At 71.4% G+C, this 15,666-nt stretch carries 15 protein-coding genes; 8 read left to right on the top strand and 7 right to left on the bottom strand.

All coding sequences use genetic code 11. The annotated features are described in order from the left end of the window. Window positions 1–27 precede the first annotated feature (27 nt). Genes QSK31_RS06385 through dmpG form a run of 3 tightly spaced genes read left to right on the top strand, consistent with a single transcriptional unit; the run spans window position 28 to window position 2,770 of the window. Window positions 28–801, top strand: a complete 774-nt coding sequence (locus tag QSK31_RS06385) for a 2-keto-4-pentenoate hydratase (RefSeq protein ID WP_285681886.1) — start codon at window positions 28–30, stop codon at window positions 799–801. Next, window positions 801–1,763 carry an acetaldehyde dehydrogenase (acetylating) gene (locus QSK31_RS06380; RefSeq protein WP_285681884.1) on the top strand — a complete coding sequence of 321 codons (963 nt, stop codon included), beginning with the start codon at window positions 801–803 and terminating at the stop codon, window positions 1,761–1,763. Before QSK31_RS06385 ends, QSK31_RS06380 begins: the two co-directional genes overlap by 1 nt. Further along, the gene (gene dmpG / locus QSK31_RS06375) at window positions 1,760–2,770 is read left to right on the top strand and encodes a 4-hydroxy-2-oxovalerate aldolase (protein WP_285681883.1); all 1,011 of its coding nucleotides are present in this window, start codon (window positions 1,760–1,762) and stop codon (window positions 2,768–2,770) included. The genes QSK31_RS06380 and dmpG overlap by 4 nt, the downstream gene beginning before the upstream one ends. Before the next feature lie 4 nt (window positions 2,771–2,774). Here dmpG and QSK31_RS06370 read toward each other — a convergent pair whose 3' ends face one another. Together QSK31_RS06370 and QSK31_RS06365 are read right to left on the bottom strand one after the other, a co-directional pair. Continuing rightward, window positions 2,775–3,689 (bottom strand): catechol 2,3-dioxygenase, encoded by a 915-nt coding sequence (locus QSK31_RS06370; RefSeq protein ID WP_285681882.1) that lies wholly within the window; start codon window positions 3,687–3,689, stop codon window positions 2,775–2,777. Between the two features lie 2 nt (window positions 3,690–3,691). Continuing rightward, the gene (locus tag QSK31_RS06365; protein WP_285681881.1) at window positions 3,692–4,030 is read right to left on the bottom strand and encodes a 2Fe-2S iron-sulfur cluster-binding protein; all 339 of its coding nucleotides are present in this window, start codon (window positions 4,028–4,030) and stop codon (window positions 3,692–3,694) included. A gap of 119 nt (window positions 4,031–4,149) precedes the next feature. Here QSK31_RS06365 and QSK31_RS06360 point away from each other — a divergent pair, with 119 nt between their 5' ends. Then, window positions 4,150–5,046, top strand: a complete 897-nt coding sequence (locus QSK31_RS06360) for an alpha/beta fold hydrolase (RefSeq protein WP_285681880.1) — start codon at window positions 4,150–4,152, stop codon at window positions 5,044–5,046. A gap of 22 nt (window positions 5,047–5,068) precedes the next feature. Further along, window positions 5,069–5,815 (top strand): FadR/GntR family transcriptional regulator, encoded by a 747-nt coding sequence (locus tag QSK31_RS06355; RefSeq protein ID WP_285681879.1) that lies wholly within the window; start codon window positions 5,069–5,071, stop codon window positions 5,813–5,815. A gap of 229 nt (window positions 5,816–6,044) precedes the next feature. Here QSK31_RS06355 and secD read toward each other — a convergent pair whose 3' ends face one another. From secD to QSK31_RS06340, 3 genes are all read right to left on the bottom strand, one after another. Next, a complete protein-coding gene (gene secD / locus QSK31_RS06350; protein ID WP_285681878.1) occupies window positions 6,045–8,264 on the bottom strand; it encodes a protein translocase subunit SecD in 2,220 nt (739 codons plus the stop codon). A 551-nt stretch (window positions 8,265–8,815) separates the two neighbouring features. After that, window positions 8,816–9,742: an MBL fold metallo-hydrolase gene (locus QSK31_RS06345; protein ID WP_285681877.1), complete on the bottom strand. Its 927-nt coding sequence runs from the start codon at window positions 9,740–9,742 to the stop codon at window positions 8,816–8,818. Next, a complete protein-coding gene (locus QSK31_RS06340) occupies window positions 9,718–10,164 on the bottom strand; it encodes a carboxymuconolactone decarboxylase family protein (RefSeq protein WP_285681876.1) in 447 nt (148 codons plus the stop codon). The genes QSK31_RS06345 and QSK31_RS06340 overlap by 25 nt, the downstream gene beginning before the upstream one ends. Before the next feature lie 80 nt (window positions 10,165–10,244). Between QSK31_RS06340 and QSK31_RS06335 the strand changes: the two genes are divergently transcribed. Continuing rightward, window positions 10,245–11,096: a LysR family transcriptional regulator gene (locus QSK31_RS06335; protein WP_285681875.1), complete on the top strand. Its 852-nt coding sequence runs from the start codon at window positions 10,245–10,247 to the stop codon at window positions 11,094–11,096. 77 nt (window positions 11,097–11,173) lie between these two features. Here the strand turns inward: QSK31_RS06335 and QSK31_RS06330 are convergent, their stop codons facing one another. Next, window positions 11,174–11,626 carry a MarR family winged helix-turn-helix transcriptional regulator gene (locus tag QSK31_RS06330; RefSeq protein WP_285681874.1) on the bottom strand — a complete coding sequence of 151 codons (453 nt, stop codon included), beginning with the start codon at window positions 11,624–11,626 and terminating at the stop codon, window positions 11,174–11,176. A gap of 96 nt (window positions 11,627–11,722) precedes the next feature. Between QSK31_RS06330 and QSK31_RS06325 the strand changes: the two genes are divergently transcribed. Further along, a complete protein-coding gene (locus QSK31_RS06325; protein WP_285681872.1) occupies window positions 11,723–12,157 on the top strand; it encodes a nuclear transport factor 2 family protein in 435 nt (144 codons plus the stop codon). Window positions 12,158–12,201: 44 nt separating this feature from the next. Next, window positions 12,202–13,605 (top strand): sugar porter family MFS transporter, encoded by a 1,404-nt coding sequence (locus tag QSK31_RS06320; protein WP_285681870.1) that lies wholly within the window; start codon window positions 12,202–12,204, stop codon window positions 13,603–13,605. Window positions 13,606–13,636: 31 nt separating this feature from the next. Here the strand turns inward: QSK31_RS06320 and QSK31_RS06315 are convergent, their stop codons facing one another. Next, complete coding sequence (locus QSK31_RS06315; RefSeq protein ID WP_285681869.1) at window positions 13,637–15,643, bottom strand: transglycosylase domain-containing protein; 2,007 nt, start codon at window positions 15,641–15,643, stop codon at window positions 13,637–13,639. Between the last annotated feature and the right edge of the window lie 23 nt (window positions 15,644–15,666).

Here is a 15,666-nt window from a genome sequence, read left to right as displayed (position 1 = left end):
GACCGACCGGCCGGGCAGGGTGGCGGCATGACATCGCCTGCAGCACAACGCCTGCTCGACGCCGCGCGGACCCGGACCCCGTGCCCGCCCGTCCGTGACCTGATCGGCGCCGGCGACATCAAGGCAGCCTACGGGGTCCAGACCGAGCTGACCGCCGCCCGCCTGGCCGGTCACGCCCGGATCGTCGGGCACAAGATCGGGCTCACCTCGGCGGCCGTTCAGCAACAGCTCGGCGTCGACCGCCCCGACTTCGGCATCCTCTTCGACGACATGGACGTCAGCGGCGAGGATGCCATCGGTGTGGGCGGGCTGCTGCAACCGCGGATCGAGGCCGAAATCGCGTTCGTGCTGCGGACGGACCTGGCCGACGAGGTCACCGCGGACAGCGTCCGGGCCGCGGTGGGCGCGATGGTGCCGGCGCTGGAGATCGTCGACAGCCGGATCGCCGGCTGGGACATCAGCATCGCCGACACGATCGCCGACAACGCCTCCAGCGGCCTGTTCGTGCTTGGCCCGGAGCGGGTCGAGCTCGGGGCGGTCGAACCGGTCGACGTGCGGATGGAGATGAGCGTCGACGGCGAGGTGGTCTCCACCGGCTCCGGCGCGGCCTGCCTCGGCGACCCGCTGGCGGCGCTGGCCTGGCTGGCCGGCGCGGCCCGGGAACTCGGCGATCCGCTGCGCGCGGGACAGGTGGTGCTGGCCGGCGCGCTCGGCCCGATGGTCGCGGTGCGGCCGGGCATGCACGTCAGCGCCGGCTTCACCGGGCTCGGCACAGTCACCGCCCAGTTCGGGGAGGTCTGATGCGTACGAAGGTCGCCGTTCTCGGGTCGGGCAACATCGGCACCGACCTGATGATCAAACTGCTGCGGCTGTCGGAGACGTTGGAGATGACCGCGATGGCCGGCATCGACCCCGGCTCGGACGGTCTGGCCCGGGCCCGGCGGCTCGGCGTGGCCACGACCGCCGACGGGGCCCGCGGGCTCGTCGCGCTCGACGGATTCGCCGACGTGGAGATCGTCTTCGATGCCACCTCGGCCCGGGCCCATCTGTCCAACGAGGCCGTGCTGCGACCGTACGGGAAAACACTGATCGATCTGACGCCGGCGGCGATCGGGCCGTACGTCGTGCCCGCGGTGAACCTCGACGAGCATCTGGCCGCCGGGGACATCGGCAACGTCAACATGGTGACCTGCGGCGGACAGGCCACGATCCCGGTCGTCGCCGCCGTCTCCCGGTCCGCCCCGGTGCCGTACGCGGAAATCGTCGCCTCGATCGCCTCGAAGTCGGCCGGCCCGGGCACCCGGGCCAACATCGACGAGTTCACCGAGACCACCTCGCGGGCCGTCGAGCGCGTCGGCGGGGCGGCCCGCGGCAAAGCGCTGATCGTCCTCAATCCCGCCGAGCCGCCGCTGATCATGCGCGACACCGTGCTGTGCCTGGTCGACGCGCCGGACGCCGCGACCCGGGAGGCGATCCGGTCCTCGGTCGAGGAGATGGTCGCCTCGGTCGCCCGGTACGTGCCCGGGTATCGGCTCAAGCAGCCCGTTCAGGTCACGCCGGTGCCCGCGGACCAGCCGGTGCACACGCTCGCCGGCGCCGCCACGGTGACCCATCAGGTGTCGGTGTTCCTCGAGGTCGAGGGCGCGGCGCACTACCTGCCCGCGTACGCGGGAAATCTCGACATCATGACCTCGGCCGCGATCGCCGTCGCCGAGCGGATAGCCGTCGCACGTGGCGGCCTGCTGAAGGAGGCGCGTTCATGACCCGGCTGTTCCTCCAGGACGTCACGCTGCGGGACGGTATGCACGCCGTCCGGCACCGGATCAGCACCGACGCGGTCGCCGAGATCGTCCGTGCGCTCGACGCCGCCGGGGTCGACGGCATCGAGGTGGCGCACGGCGACGGGCTGGCCGGCGGCAGTCTGACCTACGGGCCCGGCTCGCACACCGACGAAGAGTGGATCGAGGTCGCCGCCGCCACCGTCAGACACGCCCGGCTGACCACGCTGCTGCTGCCCGGGGTCGGCACGATCGCCGACCTGAAGCGGGCGTACGCGCTGGGGGTGCGCTCGGTGCGGGTGGCCACCCACTGCACCGAGGCCGACATCGCCGCCCAGCACATCGCCACCGCGCGTGAGCTGGGCATGGACGTCTCCGGGTTTTTGATGATGAGCCATCTGGCCGAGCCGGTCGCGCTGGCCGCGCAGGCGCGGCTGATGGAGTCGTACGGCGCGCACTGCGTCTACGTCACCGATTCCGGGGGGCGGCTGCTGATGGACGGCGTACGCGAGCGCGTCCGGGCGTACCGCGACGTGCTCGACCCGGCGACCGAGATCGGCATCCACGCCCACGAGAACCTGTCGCTGTCGGTCGCCAACTCGGTCGTCGCCGTCGAGGAAGGCGCGACCCGGGTGGACGCGTCGCTGGCCGGACAGGGCGCGGGCGCCGGCAACTGCCCGATCGAGGCGTTCGTGGCGGTCGCCGACCTGCGCGGATGGGAGCACGGCGGCGACCTGCTGACGCTGCAGGACGCCGCCGAGGAGCTCGTCCGGCCGCTGCAGGACCGGCCCGTCCGGGTAGACCGGGAGACGCTGACGCTGGGCTACGCCGGCGTCTACGGTTCCTTCCTGCGGCATGCCGAGACCGCGGCCGGCCGGTACGGGGTCGACGTGCGCGCGATCCTGCTGGAGGCCGGGCGACGCCGGCTGGTCGGCGGCCAGGAGGACCTGCTGGTCGACATCGCCCTGGACCTCGGCGCCGCGGCCCGATAGCGGTTCAGGTCACCACCTGGAGGAAGTCCTGGTCGATCTCGCGGTGTGTGTAGTTGATCCCCCGCGCGGCCTGGTCCATCGTCCAGGTGATCGGGCGGAAGTCCGCTCCCGTCCGATAGCCGCCGGAGAAGACCTCGTTGCGGTTGCCGGACGGGTCGAAGAAGTAGATGGTGCCGCCCCGGGTGATCCCGTGCCGGGCCGGGCCGAAGTCGATCGGCACCTCGTCCATCGACATCACGTCGCCGGCCCGCAGCAGCGCGCTCCAGTCGTCGATCTGGTACGCGAAGTGGTGCAGCTTGCCGTTGGGCCCGTTCACGAACGCGATGTCGTGCGGGTTCTCGCCGCAGAACATCCACGAGCCGACCAGGTCGCCCGGCTCATCGCCGGACACCAGCCGCTCGGCCGGCCGGAACCCGAGCACCTCGGCGAAGAACCGCTCCAGCAGCGCCGGGTCCTCGGTGGTGATCAGGGCGTGGTTGATCCGGGGCACCCCGATGCCGCGCAGGCCCGTACGGGGCCAGGGATCGGGGTTGATCTTCCCGACCTTGGTGCCGAGGTACTCGACCTCTGAGTACAGCTCGAGCACGTGCTCGCTGGGCAGCGTGACCCGCAGCCCGTCACCGACCCCGGCGTTGTCGCCCTTGCTCATCCGCTCGGCGGTCGCGCCGAAGCCGGCGACCCGGTTCTCCAGGGCGGCCAGTGAGTCCTCGCCGGTCACCTTGTAGCCGAACTTGACCAGGCCGACGCCACCCTCCTCGAGCACGACCGAGTGGTGGTTGTCCTCGTCCCACGACTTGAGGTACACCCGGCCGTCCTCCTCGTGGACCGCGTCCATGCCGAGGGTGTTCTGGTAGTGGTCGCGGGCGCGGGCAAGATCGGTGACGCGTACGTGGACGTAACCGAGACGGATGACGGACATGGCTACTTCTCCTCGCGAATGGGGGCGGCCACGCGGGGCGCGCTGGCCAGCATGGGTCGCAACGGTCGTCCGCGTTGCTCGATGACGACGTCGCCGAGCGGGACGGCCTGGCAGGGAAGGCAGAGACCGGCCGAACGCTCGGCCGCGCTGAGCGCCGACTCCGCCACCGGACCGGGGTACGTGACGGCGCCGTCCACCAGGGGGCACTTGCAGATCCCGCATCCACCACCCCGGCAGCGGTAGCGGGCGCGCCACCCGACGCGGCGCAGTCCTTCGACGATGGTCTCGCCCGGAGGGACGTCGATCGCCGGCCCGTCCGGACCGACAGTGATGTGGGGCATGGCTACACCGCCGGATCTTCTGAAACTTCCTTAGGTTTCGTGAGTGTAACCACAGCTTGAAGATGTTTTCCACATCGGCGTGACTGCAATGTTTCTAAAACTTATGCAAGTATTGGGCGATGAACGCAGGTGCTCCGGAAGAAGGCCGCACGGTCGATGTCGGCGGTGTGCGCACCAACTACCACGACCGCGGCGACGGCGCCCCGGTCCTGCTGATCCACGGTTCCGGGCCGGGCGTCTCGGCGTGGGCCAACTGGCGTACGGTCCTGCCGGCGCTCGCGCGGCAGCGCCGGGTCCTCGCCCCGGACATCCTCGGCTTCGGCTACACCGAGCGGCCCCGGGCGGCGGTCTACGGTCCGGACAGCTGGCTCGACCACCTGCTCGGCTTCCTGGACGCGCTGGGCCTGCCCCGCGTCTCGGTCGTGGGCAACAGCTTCGGCGGAGCGCTCGCGCTGCGGCTGGCCACCGAGGCACCGGACCGGGTGGACCGCCTCGTGCTGATGGGGAGCGTGGGAGTGCCGTTCCCCATCACCCCGGGTCTGGAGGCGGTGTGGGGCTTCGAACCGTCGCTGGACGCCATGCGCCGGCTCCTGCGCTGGTTCACCTTCGACACCGGCCGGCTGACCGACGACCTCGCGGAGCTACGCCTCGCCGCCGCCACCCGCCCCGGTGTGCACGAGGCGTACCGGTCGATGTTCCCGGCGCCGCGGCAGGCGATGGTCGACGCCCTCGCCGTCGACCAGCAACGCATCGCGGCCCTGCCGCATCCGACGCTGCTGGTGCACGGGCGCGACGACAAGGTGATCCCGCTGGCCAGCTCGATGCGGCTGTTCGACCTCATCCCGCACGCCGAACTGCACGTCTTCCCCCGGTGCGGGCACTGGGTCCAGATCGAGCGGGCCGAGCGGTTCGCCGGGCTGGTCGAGGCCTTCCTGGCCGACGGCACGGGTACGGAGGACGCCGGGCTCGCCGCTGCCGTGGACCGGCCTCAACCCCGTGCGATGATGTCGCGATGAACCGGGTGTCAGGGCGCGGCTGATGCCGTCGGTCGCCGAACGCATCGCCGCCGACCTGGAGGAGGAGATCCTCCAGCGCCGGCTGGCCGCGGGCGCCCGGTTCGCGCTGCGGACCGAGCTGATCGACCGCTTCGGGGTGAGCGCCAACGCCATCAACGAGGCCCTGCGGATCCTGCGCGAGCGCGGGGTCATCCAGGTGCGGCCGGGCGTCCAGGGCGGGGTCTTCGTCGCCCAGCCCCCACCGCAGCTGCGGCTCGGCGCCATCGACGTCTGGTTCCGGGGACTCTTCGTGGACGCGGTGGATCTGTTCGAGGCGCGCTCGATGCTCGAGGACAGCCTGGCCGGGGTGGCGGCTGAGCGCGCTACCCCCGAGGACTGCCGGGACATGGAGTGGGCACTCGAGGAACTGCGCGAGGCGCGCGAGGATGCACGCCGCTACCTGGACGTCAACCTGCGCTTCCACACCGCGGTGGCCCGCGCCGCGCGCGTACCGGTCCTGGCCGGCATGTACGAGTCGATGGTCACGCTGGTACGCGGAACGCTCGTCCGGGCGGAGTTCTCGGGCTCGGGCGCGGCCAAGGTCATCGACGAGAACATCCTCGTCCACGTCCGCATCGCCCGCGCCATCCGCCAACGCGACCAGCCGGCACTCGCCGCGGCCCTCGTCGACCATCGGTCCGATCTCGTACGCCTGCCCGACTCGTCCCGCTCGCCGGGCCGGCCGGCGAAGGACCCGGACAGCGCGGGGCCGTACGGTTCCGCCGACTGAGCGGCCAGGCATGCCTGGCCGGGTAGCGCTGCCCGGGTGCTGAGCGCACTCGGTTGTGCGGTCAGGCGTCGCGGGCTTCCAGGACGCGCCGCATGGCGATGAAGTCGTCGGCACCGTGGCCGGCGGCGGCACGGTTCGCGAATATGGGCCCCGTCACAACGGGCGTGAACTCGATCCGGGTGCCCGGCTGCCCCTGTTCTGAGAAGGACGACCGGGCCCCTTCTCTCGATCAGCGGGACCTGAAGGTGATGGACAGCGGCGTCGCCAGGAACACCGACGAGTACGTGCCCACCAGGATCCCGATCAGCAGGGCGATCGCGAAGTCGCCCAGTGACGACCCGCCCAGAACAGCCAGGGCGACCAGGACGAACACCGCCCCGAGCCCGGTGTTGACCGTCCGGGGGACGGTCTGCAGGCAGGCCGCGTTCGCCAGCGCGGCGAACGGTGTACGCAACCGGGGACTCCGGCCCCGCTGGGCTCGGACCAGTTCCCGGATCCGGTCGAAGACCACCACGGAGTCGTTGACCGAGTACCCGATGACGGTCAGCAGAGCCGCCAGGAAGACCCCGTCCACGGGCTTGCCGAGCCAGGCGAACACTCCGATGAGGATGATCACGTCGTGGGCCATCGCCAGCACCGCCGCGGCGCCCCAGCGCCACGGGAACCGCAGCGACAGGTACGCCATCTGCGCCGCCAGCGCGACGCCCAGCGCGAGCAGCGCCTTGTTCCGCAACTCGGCGCCGAGGCTGGGCCCGACCTTGTCGTCGCGGAGCCGCTGCACATCGCCACCCCCGCGGGCGGTCAGGGCGTCGCGTACCCGTTGCTCCGTGGCGTCGTCGAACGCACCGGCGCGTACCGACAGGTTGCCGCCGCCGATCTTGCTGACGATCCCCCGGTCCACGCCCGCGGCCGTCACTGCCTCCCGGGCCGTCTCGGCCGTCAAAGGCCGGCTGGTCGAGTACTCGACCAGCCGGCCACCGACGAACTCCACGCCCAGGTCCACGCCGCGGGCGGCGACACCGGCGAAGGCGAGCAGCACCGCCGCCGCCGAGAGGACCAGCCACCGGCGGCGGCGACCCATCAGGTTCGGATCGCGGGCCACGATGGTCCGCCGCACCCAGCCCTGGTGGGCCAGGCCGCTCCAGCGGGGCCGGACGACCAGCCACCGTCGCCGCAGCAAGGCCTCGGCCGGGAGCCGGGTGAGGACCAGCGCCGTGAACATGGAGACCAGCACGCCGATGGCCAGGGTGATGCCGAAGCCGCGTACCGGGCCGGACGCCAGCAGGATCAGCAGCGCGGCGGCCACCAGCGTGGTGATGTTGGAGTCGGCGATCGCCGACCAGGCCCGGCTGAATCCGTCCCGGATGGCCGTACGCAGGGACGGCTTCGCGGCGTACTCCTCCCGTGCCCTTTCGAAGACCAGGACGTTCGCGTCGACCGCCATTCCGATCGCCAGCACGAACCCGGCCAGCCCGGGCAGGGTCAGAGCCGAGCCGACCACCAGCAGGGCCGCGTACGAGATCAGCCCGTACGCCACGAGCGCCAAGGCCGCCAGCGCACCGACGAAGCGGTACACGGCAATGATGAACAGGATGGTGGCGAGCGCACCGAGCAGAGCCGCCCGGACCGAGTCGTCAATCGCTTGTTCGCCGAGAGTGGGGCCGACAAGCTGCTGCTGGATGACGTCGACCGGCACGGGCAGCGCCCCGGCCCGGATCAGCAGGGCCAGGTCGCGGGCTTCGTCCGCGGTGAAGGAGCCGGTGATCCGCATGGCCGGCCCGGCGAACCCGACCTCGCAGGCCGCCTCCGGGCTGACCTGGGGAGACGAGACCACCTGGTCGTCGAGCAGGATCGCAACCCGGCGACCCGGGTCACCCGGTGGCGAGCAGGCGGCCCGGGCGGTCAGCCGTTGCCAGGCCTGGGTGCCGTCGCCGGCGAAGTCGACCGCCACCTGCCAGCCGACCGGGGGTTCGGTGATGGCCTGAGCGTCGTCGATCTGCCGGCCGGACAAGGCCGCCGGGCCCAGCAGCAAGGGACTGCCGGTCTCGTCGGGCACCGCGAGCCCCCCGGCCGGCGGCTTCGCGGGTCCGGGACCGGCGGGGGTCAGCACCGGCCGGAAGGACAACTGGGCGGTGCGGCCGATGACCTCGGCGGCCTCCCGGGGGTCGGTGACCCCGGGCAGTTCCACGATGATCCGCCGGTCGCCGGAACGGACCAGCGTCGAATCGCTGACGCCGAGCCCGTCGACCCGCCGGCGCAGCACCTCCATGGCCTCGTCGGTGGTGGCGGCGTCGGCTCGGGTCTGATCGCCGTCCCGGGTCTGCAACACGATTTGGGTTCCGCCGCGCAGATCGAGCCCCAGCCGCGCCGGCCGGGTGGCGACGAGCCACCCGGACACGACGAGCACGACAAGGGCAAGAAATGCGCGCACGGCAGTAGCGCGCGACACGATGATTCTCCTAGGGCAGGGGTGGCGCACGGCACGGCGAGACCGCCCGCGGCGCCGGGGTCAGGACAAGGCGTCTGCTGCACGCCGTCCCGGCGGTCCCCTGACCTGACGGGCGTCCCGGCCCGTCTGTTTCCGCTGTACGTCGCTGTCGCATCGCAGGTGCCACCACGTGACGGTCCCGACGCCGGCCCGCTCCGGCAGCCATGCGAGCCCCGCCGGATCCGGTGCTACGCGGCGCTGCCCGCCGTGCCCGACGACCGGGAGGTCCGGCCGTTGCCCCAGGACGTGCGGGGCCGGCACGATGACGACCTGAACCGCCGACGGCCCCGGAACAGCCGTTGATGCCTGCGCTGTCTGCGCGGTCCCGGTGACCACCGAGGTGGCGAAGAAGAGGGCGACGAAGGCCGGAAGGCCCGCCCATCGGCGCCACCATGCCGTGCGCGACGCGCACTCTCCGGACATAAGGTGCACCGTACCGCCGCGGCGCCAGTCCCACCAGGTGCTCATCGCAGCCGCCGCGCGACCGTTCGGCCATGCGGAACTGACGATCCTCAGGCCCCCGCAGGGGTGAATTGCCATTCGGGGATCGCGTCGAACGCGCCGACGTCGTGGGCGGGCACCACGTGCACCCGATCGGACAGGGCGATGATCCGCAGGAGACCGGTACGCACGTCGGCCGGCCGGACGTCGGCCAGCATCCGCAGCAGCCCCGGCCGCTCCGCCCGCAGCGTCACCCCTTCCATTTGCCAGGTCAGATCGCCGATGAAGGCGAACCGGCGGCCGTCGGGAAGGGTCACGAAGACCACCACGGAGCCGTCGGTGTGCCCCCCGGCCTCGACGATGACCACCGAGCCGTCGCCGTGCACGTCGTGGCTGGCCGGGAACCCGAGATAGGCCGGCCCGTCGAACGCGTACCGGTGGATCTCGTGGCCGCGCGACACGTCGCGGAACACGACCGCGCCCTTGGCCCGTTCGACGTACCTGCTCTCCTCGGCATTCATCCAGATGGGTACGGGAAGCCGGTCCAGGCCGCTCACATGGTCCCAGTGGGCGTGCGTGATGATGACGCCACGCATCCGGGTCAGGTCGTAGTTCTTCGCCAGCAGCTGCTGATGGACGGTGGTGCCGACCTCGTGGGGGCTGCGCTGATAGGCCGGCATCGTGGCGATGTGCGCGGCGACGTCCTCGCCGAACCCGGCGTCGATCAGCAGGTCGCCCGCCGGATGCCGGATGAGCACGGCGGTCGCGGCGAAGCGCCGGTTCTCGGAGAACGACCCGCCGCGGTACGCCAGAAAGGCCTTGTTCTCGTACGTGCCGGTGGGGAGCCGGTAGATCGCCATGTCCGCCGGCGGCGAGGCCGGGGGCAGCGGATCCGTCCACGGTTCCGGGGCCGGCAGCGGCGAGGGCCGGAACGACCGGATCGCGAGGAGCACGGCCGCGACACCGGCGACCGCTACGCCCGTCCAGAGGATGGCCATGGTGTTGCCGTTCCTTCCTGCCCGCGCGACTCGCGCTCGTGGGCTGTTCGGTCGATGAAGAACGCGTGAATGTCCTCGGCCGCCAAGGAAGTGCGAGCCTGGCCCACGTACAGCGACAGGAGCACGGTCAGAACCTCCAGCGCCGGCTGGTCCAGCCCGGCGCGGACCGCGCGTTCGAGGTGGCTGGAGAGCCGGTCGCCCCGCACGCCCTGACAGATCAGCGCGGTGAGGATCGCGACGCTGCGGCTCCGGTCGTCCAGCGCCGTGTCGTTCCAGGCCGGGCCGCCCGCCGCGAAGATGGCCTCCTGCGCGAAGCGGCTGCCGACCCGGTCGGCGAACACGCCGGGGAGCGCCTCTTCGTCCACGCCGAAGGTCTCGGCGTAGACCCTGATGCCTCGTTCGAGGCGCGATCCGTCGGTCACCGGTTCATTGGATCTCGATCGGCGGCCCGGGTCCAAGACCCGTTCCGCCCATGCCATACCTTGTGGGTATCGTCGGTGGGGTGGATCTCCGTTCGCTCACCTACTTCGTCGCGGTGGCGGAGGAGCTCAACGTGGGCCGGGCGGCGGCCCGGCTGCACATGTCGCAACCACCGCTGAGCAGGGCGATCAAGGCGCTGGAGGACAACTTCGGCGTCGAGTTGTTCACGCGTACCGCTCGCGGGATGACCTTGACGCCGGCTGGTCACGCACTGCTGCCCGAGGCACGCGAGGTACTCGCCCGGGTGGAGTCGCTGCCGTCGCTGGTGACCCAGGCGTCCGACACCCGCGTCATCACGATCGGGACGCTGGCCGACAGCCTGGATCACGCGGGCCGGGCGATGATCGACACCTTCCGGGAACGTTATCCCGGCGTGGAGATCCGCATCGTGGAGGGCGACCTCACCGATCCCACCGTGGGTGTCGACCGCGGGCTGGCCGACGTCGCCGTCACCCGCGGCCCCTTCAACGCGGCCGGAATCGCCGTCGCCGAGATCCGCCGGGACGCTGTCGGGGTCGTCCTGCGGGAGTCCGATCCGCTCGCCGCCAGGGACCGGGTACGGCTGAGCGATCTGCGGGACCGGCGCTGGTTCCGCCTCGCGGACTCCGCCGACCCGCTCTGGCGGGACTTCTGGGCCGGCGGCCGCGAGGCCGTGCCCGGCGTCGACACCGTCGTCCGGACCGTACGGGAGTGCATTCAGGCCGTCCTGTGGTCGGACGCGGTCGGTCTCGCCCCGCTCACGATCAACCGCGCGAACGGCATCGTCGTCGTCCCCGTGGACGGCGTCGCGCCGAGCCCGCTGGTCGTCGCCTGGCGGCGGCGCGAACGCAGGTCCCTCGTGCACGGCTTCGTCGACATCGCGGCCGGCTCATAGGGTTCGTCGGCTCCTGCGGCTGATCGCGGGGCACCCGTGACGCCGCTCAGCGGCCCCGCCGCCGCGGACGGAAGTGCTCAGGCCCGGTCGTGGTGGTCGAGCAGCCTGGACAGCAGGTCGATCAGCTGCTGCCGTTCCTCGGGCGTGAGGGGCGCCAGCAACGCCTCCTGGGTCGCGGCCAGGTGTTTCTCCAGCAGGCGCAGCTGCCGCTCCCCCGCTGCCGTCAGCGACACGATGTTGCGCCGCCGATCGGACGGGTCGGGGGCGCGCTCGACCTGGCCGCGGTCGGCGAGCTCGTTGACCGTCGCGACCATGTCGCTGAGGTGGATGCCGCTGCGGCGGCCCAGCGCGGCCTGGCTGGCCGGTCCGTGCTCCGCCAGCGTCGCCAGCAGCCGGTAGTGGAAGCCGCGGGCGTCCACCGCCGCGAAGCCCTCGCCCACCAGGCGGTGCGCCTGCGCGGCGGTCTGGGTCAGCAGCCAGCTGGGCAGGCGCGCCCACCCGGGCTGCGTCCTCTCCTCGGCCGGCTCCATGAAGCCACTCTACCGAATCGTTCAGACCACTAACGATTGTGATACCGTTCGGAGGACTAACGTTAGTCGTACGAACGAGTTCGTGGGGAGACAATCGTGACCAGCACCGACACCATGATCCGGGCGCTCACCGACCGCGCCGAGCTTGCCGACCTGGTTGCCCGGCACAGCCTGTGGGTCGACGAGGGCCGCCGGCACGAGACCGGCCGGCTGTTCACCGACGACGTCGTCGTCAGGTCGCCACGTGGGGAGGCACGCGGCATCGCGGCGCTCAACGAGCTCGTCGGCAGGAGCCAGGGCACGTACGCCCGGACCTTGCACTGCAAATCCAACCTGGTCATCGAGATCGACGGCGAGACCGCCACCGTGCGGGCGCACGACATCGGCGTGTTCGTCATCGACGACACGACGGAGGCCATCGCCGCCGGGTTCCACACCTACGGCGCCCGGCGCACCGAGGACGGCTGGCGCTTCGACAAGCTCGTCGTCACGCCGGTCGCGCTGACCGAGGCCCTCGGCCGAGCCCTTTGATCCACCGAGTTGCGGGGTCCGGCGGGCCCGCTGAGACTGACCGGATGAGCCGGATCAAGCAGGAAACTCGGCGTACGGACCGGCTCACCGGTTCGGTGATCGTGGTCGCCCTCGTCTCCGCCGTCTCGGGGCTGCTCTACGGGTACGACACCGGCATCATCTCCGGCGCCCTGCTCCAGATCGGCAAGGACTTCGACATCGGTCACGGCTGGGAACAGGTGATCGCGGCGTCGATCCTGGTGGGCGCCGTCATCGGCGCCCTCACCTGCAGCCGGCTGGCCGAACGCCGGGGCCGGCGCGGAACGCTGCTGCTCGTCGGCATCGTCTTCGTGGTCGGCGCCCTCGCCGCCTCGCTCTCGCCGGATCCGGTCACGCTGTCGATCAGCCGGCTCGTCCTCGGCTTCGCCGTCGGCGGCGCCACCCAGACCGCCCCGGTGTACGTCGCCGAGCTTGCCCCGACCGCCTATCGCGGGCGTCTGGTGCTGTTCTTCCAGATCGCGATCGGCGTCGGCATCGTCATCGCCACCATCGTCGGGGCGTCTGAGGTGATCGACTGGCGGGTCGCGATCGGCATGGCCGCCGTGCCGGCCGCGATCATGTTCGGGTTGATGTTCCGGTTGCCGGAGAGCCCTCGCTGGCTGCTGCGCGAGGGTCACGCCGACCGTGCGCGGGAGGCGCTGGCCCGGGTGCGTCACCCGGAGAGCGACCTCGACGAGGAGTTCGGCGAGATCGAGGACAACGTCAAGGCCGAGAAGCAGGCGAAGACCCGCGGGTGGGCAGGTCTCAAGGCGGCATGGGTACGCCCGGCGCTGGTGGTCGGCTGCGGGCTGGCCATCTTCACCCAGCTGTCCGGCATCGAGATGATCGTCTACTACACGCCGACGATCCTCACCGACAACGGCTTCAGCGAGTCGACGGCTCTCCGGGTCTCCGTCGCGCTCGGGTTGACCTACCTGATTGCGCAGCTCATCGGCCTGACCATCATCGACCGGGTCGGCCGCCGACGGCTGACGCTGCTGACCCTGCCGTGCGCCGCGGTCGCGCTCATCGTGCTCGGCTCGTTCTTCGTCACCGGCAACGACGGCAAGTCGATGATCCCGTGGATCGTCGCCACCCTGATCGCCTTCATGGCCTTCACCGCCGGCGGCATCCAGCTCATGGGATGGCTGACCGGTTCGGAGATCTATCCGCTGGCCACCCGGGCGGCGGGCGCCGCCGTGCAGTCGGCGTCCCTGTGGGGCACGAACGTGCTGATCACCCTGACCCTGCTCAGCACGATGAAGGCCATCGGCACGGGCCAGACCTTCTGGATGTACGCGGTGTTCAATCTGATCGCGTTCGGGTTCCTCTACAAGAAGATGCCCGAGCTGAGCGGCCGCAGCCTCGAAGGAATCGAACGCCACCTGGCCGACGGCACCTTCACCCCGGCCGACCTCACGCGCCGCTGAGAGCGACGGAAGGCCGGCCGGATACGCCGGCCTATCCGCTTCGGCGCGTGGTCGGTTCCTGCGAGGTGTCCGGCTCAGGCGCCTCTTTACGCTGTGCCGCCGCGGCCTTCTGGCGAGCGTCCTTCGCCAGGTCCCTCGGGTCCGGAGTGGACAGGTCGCGCGGAACGGGTTTCCCGCCCGGTTCGCTCTCGGGCGCGGACGGTCTGACATCGAACGCGCCGGCCTTGCCGACGTTGCCCGGCTCGGGCAGGGGCGTCACCGGGCGGCCGCGCAGTGCCTCTCGCGTGAAGGCCGTCCAGAGCTGGGCCGGCATGGTGTCGCCGTCGATCGCCTTGCCGCGCTTGTCACGGATCGGGCCGGGGTTCGCCTTGCCGATCCACACCACGCTGGCCAGTTCGGGTGTGTAACCGGCCATCCAGGCGTCCTGGCTGTCCTTGGTGTTGCCCCACTGCTGGGTGCCGGTCTTGCCGGCGGCCGGCCGGTCCGGCGTCATGGCGTGCTTGTCGACGACGGCGGCGAGCACCGACGTGATGTCGGCGGCGGCCGCACGGTCCAGCACCCGCCGGGGCCGAGCCTCGGCCTTCCAGAGCCGGCGCTGGTCGGCGCCGGTGACCGAATCGACGAAGTGCCGGTCGTGCCGGACACCGGCGCCGGCGAAGGTGGCGTACACGGTGGCGAGGTCGGCGGGGGTGACCGCGTAGCGGCCGATCGCGATGTCCGGGCGGGTCCGGCCCGGCTTGGGGTCGCCCTTGGCGTCGACCAGCGCGCGGGTGTTCCCGTACTCGGGTGAGATGCCTAGGTCGAAGGCCTTCTCGCGGACCCGGTCCGCGCCCAGTTTCTCGGTGACCGCGTAGAAGGGCGTGTTCAGCGAGTCGACCATCGACTCCGTCAGCGTGCAGGCCGGGCACTGCTGGTCGTCATGGTTGTACAGCGGCACGCCCAGCCGGCCCGGGAACAGCCGCGGCGAGCTGCCGTCCCACAGCGACTGCGCACTGATCCCGACCTCCAGCGCGGCGGCCAGCACGATGGGCTTGAACGTGGAGGCCGCCGGGTGGGCGGCGGAGGCGTCGTCGAAGTTGCCGCGCTGCTTGCCGCCGTAGTAGGCGAGGACACCGCCGCTGTGCGGGTCGACCGCGACCAGCGCCACCCGCAGATCCTTCGGCTGACCGGCGAGGTGTTTGGCGACCTGGGCGAGTCCGGCCTGTTGCGCCTGGGCGTCCAGCGTGGTGACGACGGACAGGCCTTGGGTGTGCAACGCCCTCGAGGTCACGCCGCGGGCGGCCAGTTCCTGCTCCACCCGGTCGATCACGATGCCGCTCGGCCCCGCGTCGGCCGCCGACGGACGGGACACGTCCGGGTACGCCAGAGCGCCACCCAGCCAGCCCTTCTCCCGTGCGGCGCCGATGATCCACGTCCATCGCTGCTGTGCCGCCAGGGCGTTGTTGGCGGGGTCGTACCCGAACGGGTCCTTGATGGTGGCCGCCAGCACGGCGCCCTGTGCCGCGGTCAGGCGGTCCGTGGTCACGCCGAAGTAGGCGTACGCCGCCGCCGCGATCCCGTAGGCGTTCCGTCCGTAGTAGATGGTGTTGAGGTAGCGCTCCAGGATCTGGTCCTTGCCGAGCTTGCGCTCGAGCTTGACGGCGAGCGCGAACTCCTTGGCCTTGCGGTCCAGGGAGACATCCTGGGTGAGGTACGCGTTGCGGGCGTACTGCTGGGTGATGGTCGAGGCGCCCTCGCGCTTCCCGCTGATGTTCGCCATCACCGCGCGCAGGATGCCGCGCACCGAGAACCCCGGATGGTCGTAGAAGTCTCGGTCCTCGGCGGCCAGGACCGCCTGCCGCACGTGCTCGGGCACCGCGGACAACGGAACGTCACTGTGATTCTGCGTGCCGACCCGGGCCAGGATCGTCCTGCCGTCACGGTAGTAGAGCGTCGATGCCTGCACCTTGACGGGATCGGCCGGGAGGTCCACCGAGTTCACGTAGACGGCGACCGTGACGCCGGCGCCCGCGATCAGCACGGCGATCGCCGCCGCCACCCATCTCAGCCGACGACGCCCAC

The sequence above is a fragment of the Actinoplanes sp. NBRC 103695 genome (assembly GCF_030269485.1).
Classification (GTDB): domain Bacteria; phylum Actinomycetota; class Actinomycetes; order Mycobacteriales; family Micromonosporaceae; genus Actinoplanes.
Note: the sequence above shows the minus strand (reverse complement) of the source record. Positions and strands in the feature narration are given on the sequence as shown.

Excerpts from the sequence above, each read along its gene's own strand:
- QSK31_RS06365 (WP_285681881.1), bottom strand. The coding sequence starts at position 4,030 with ATGCCCCACATCACTGTCGGTCCGGACGGGCCGGCGATCGACGTCCCT.
- QSK31_RS06345 (WP_285681877.1), bottom strand. The coding sequence starts at position 9,742 with ATGGCCATCCTCTGGACGGGCGTAGCGGTCGCCGGTGTCGCGGCCGTG.
- QSK31_RS06330 (WP_285681874.1), bottom strand. The coding sequence starts at position 11,626 with ATGGAGCCGGCCGAGGAGAGGACGCAGCCCGGGTGGGCGCGCCTGCCC.
- QSK31_RS06380 (WP_285681884.1), top strand. The coding sequence starts at position 801 with ATGCGTACGAAGGTCGCCGTTCTCGGGTCGGGCAACATCGGCACCGAC.
- QSK31_RS06370 (WP_285681882.1), bottom strand. The coding sequence starts at position 3,689 with ATGTCCGTCATCCGTCTCGGTTACGTCCACGTACGCGTCACCGATCTT.
- QSK31_RS06360 (WP_285681880.1), top strand. The coding sequence starts at position 4,150 with ATGAACGCAGGTGCTCCGGAAGAAGGCCGCACGGTCGATGTCGGCGGT.
- QSK31_RS06320 (WP_285681870.1), top strand. The coding sequence starts at position 12,202 with ATGAGCCGGATCAAGCAGGAAACTCGGCGTACGGACCGGCTCACCGGT.
- QSK31_RS06355 (WP_285681879.1), top strand. The coding sequence starts at position 5,069 with ATGCCGTCGGTCGCCGAACGCATCGCCGCCGACCTGGAGGAGGAGATC.
- dmpG (WP_285681883.1), top strand. The coding sequence starts at position 1,760 with ATGACCCGGCTGTTCCTCCAGGACGTCACGCTGCGGGACGGTATGCAC.
- QSK31_RS06385 (WP_285681886.1), top strand. The coding sequence starts at position 28 with ATGACATCGCCTGCAGCACAACGCCTGCTCGACGCCGCGCGGACCCGG.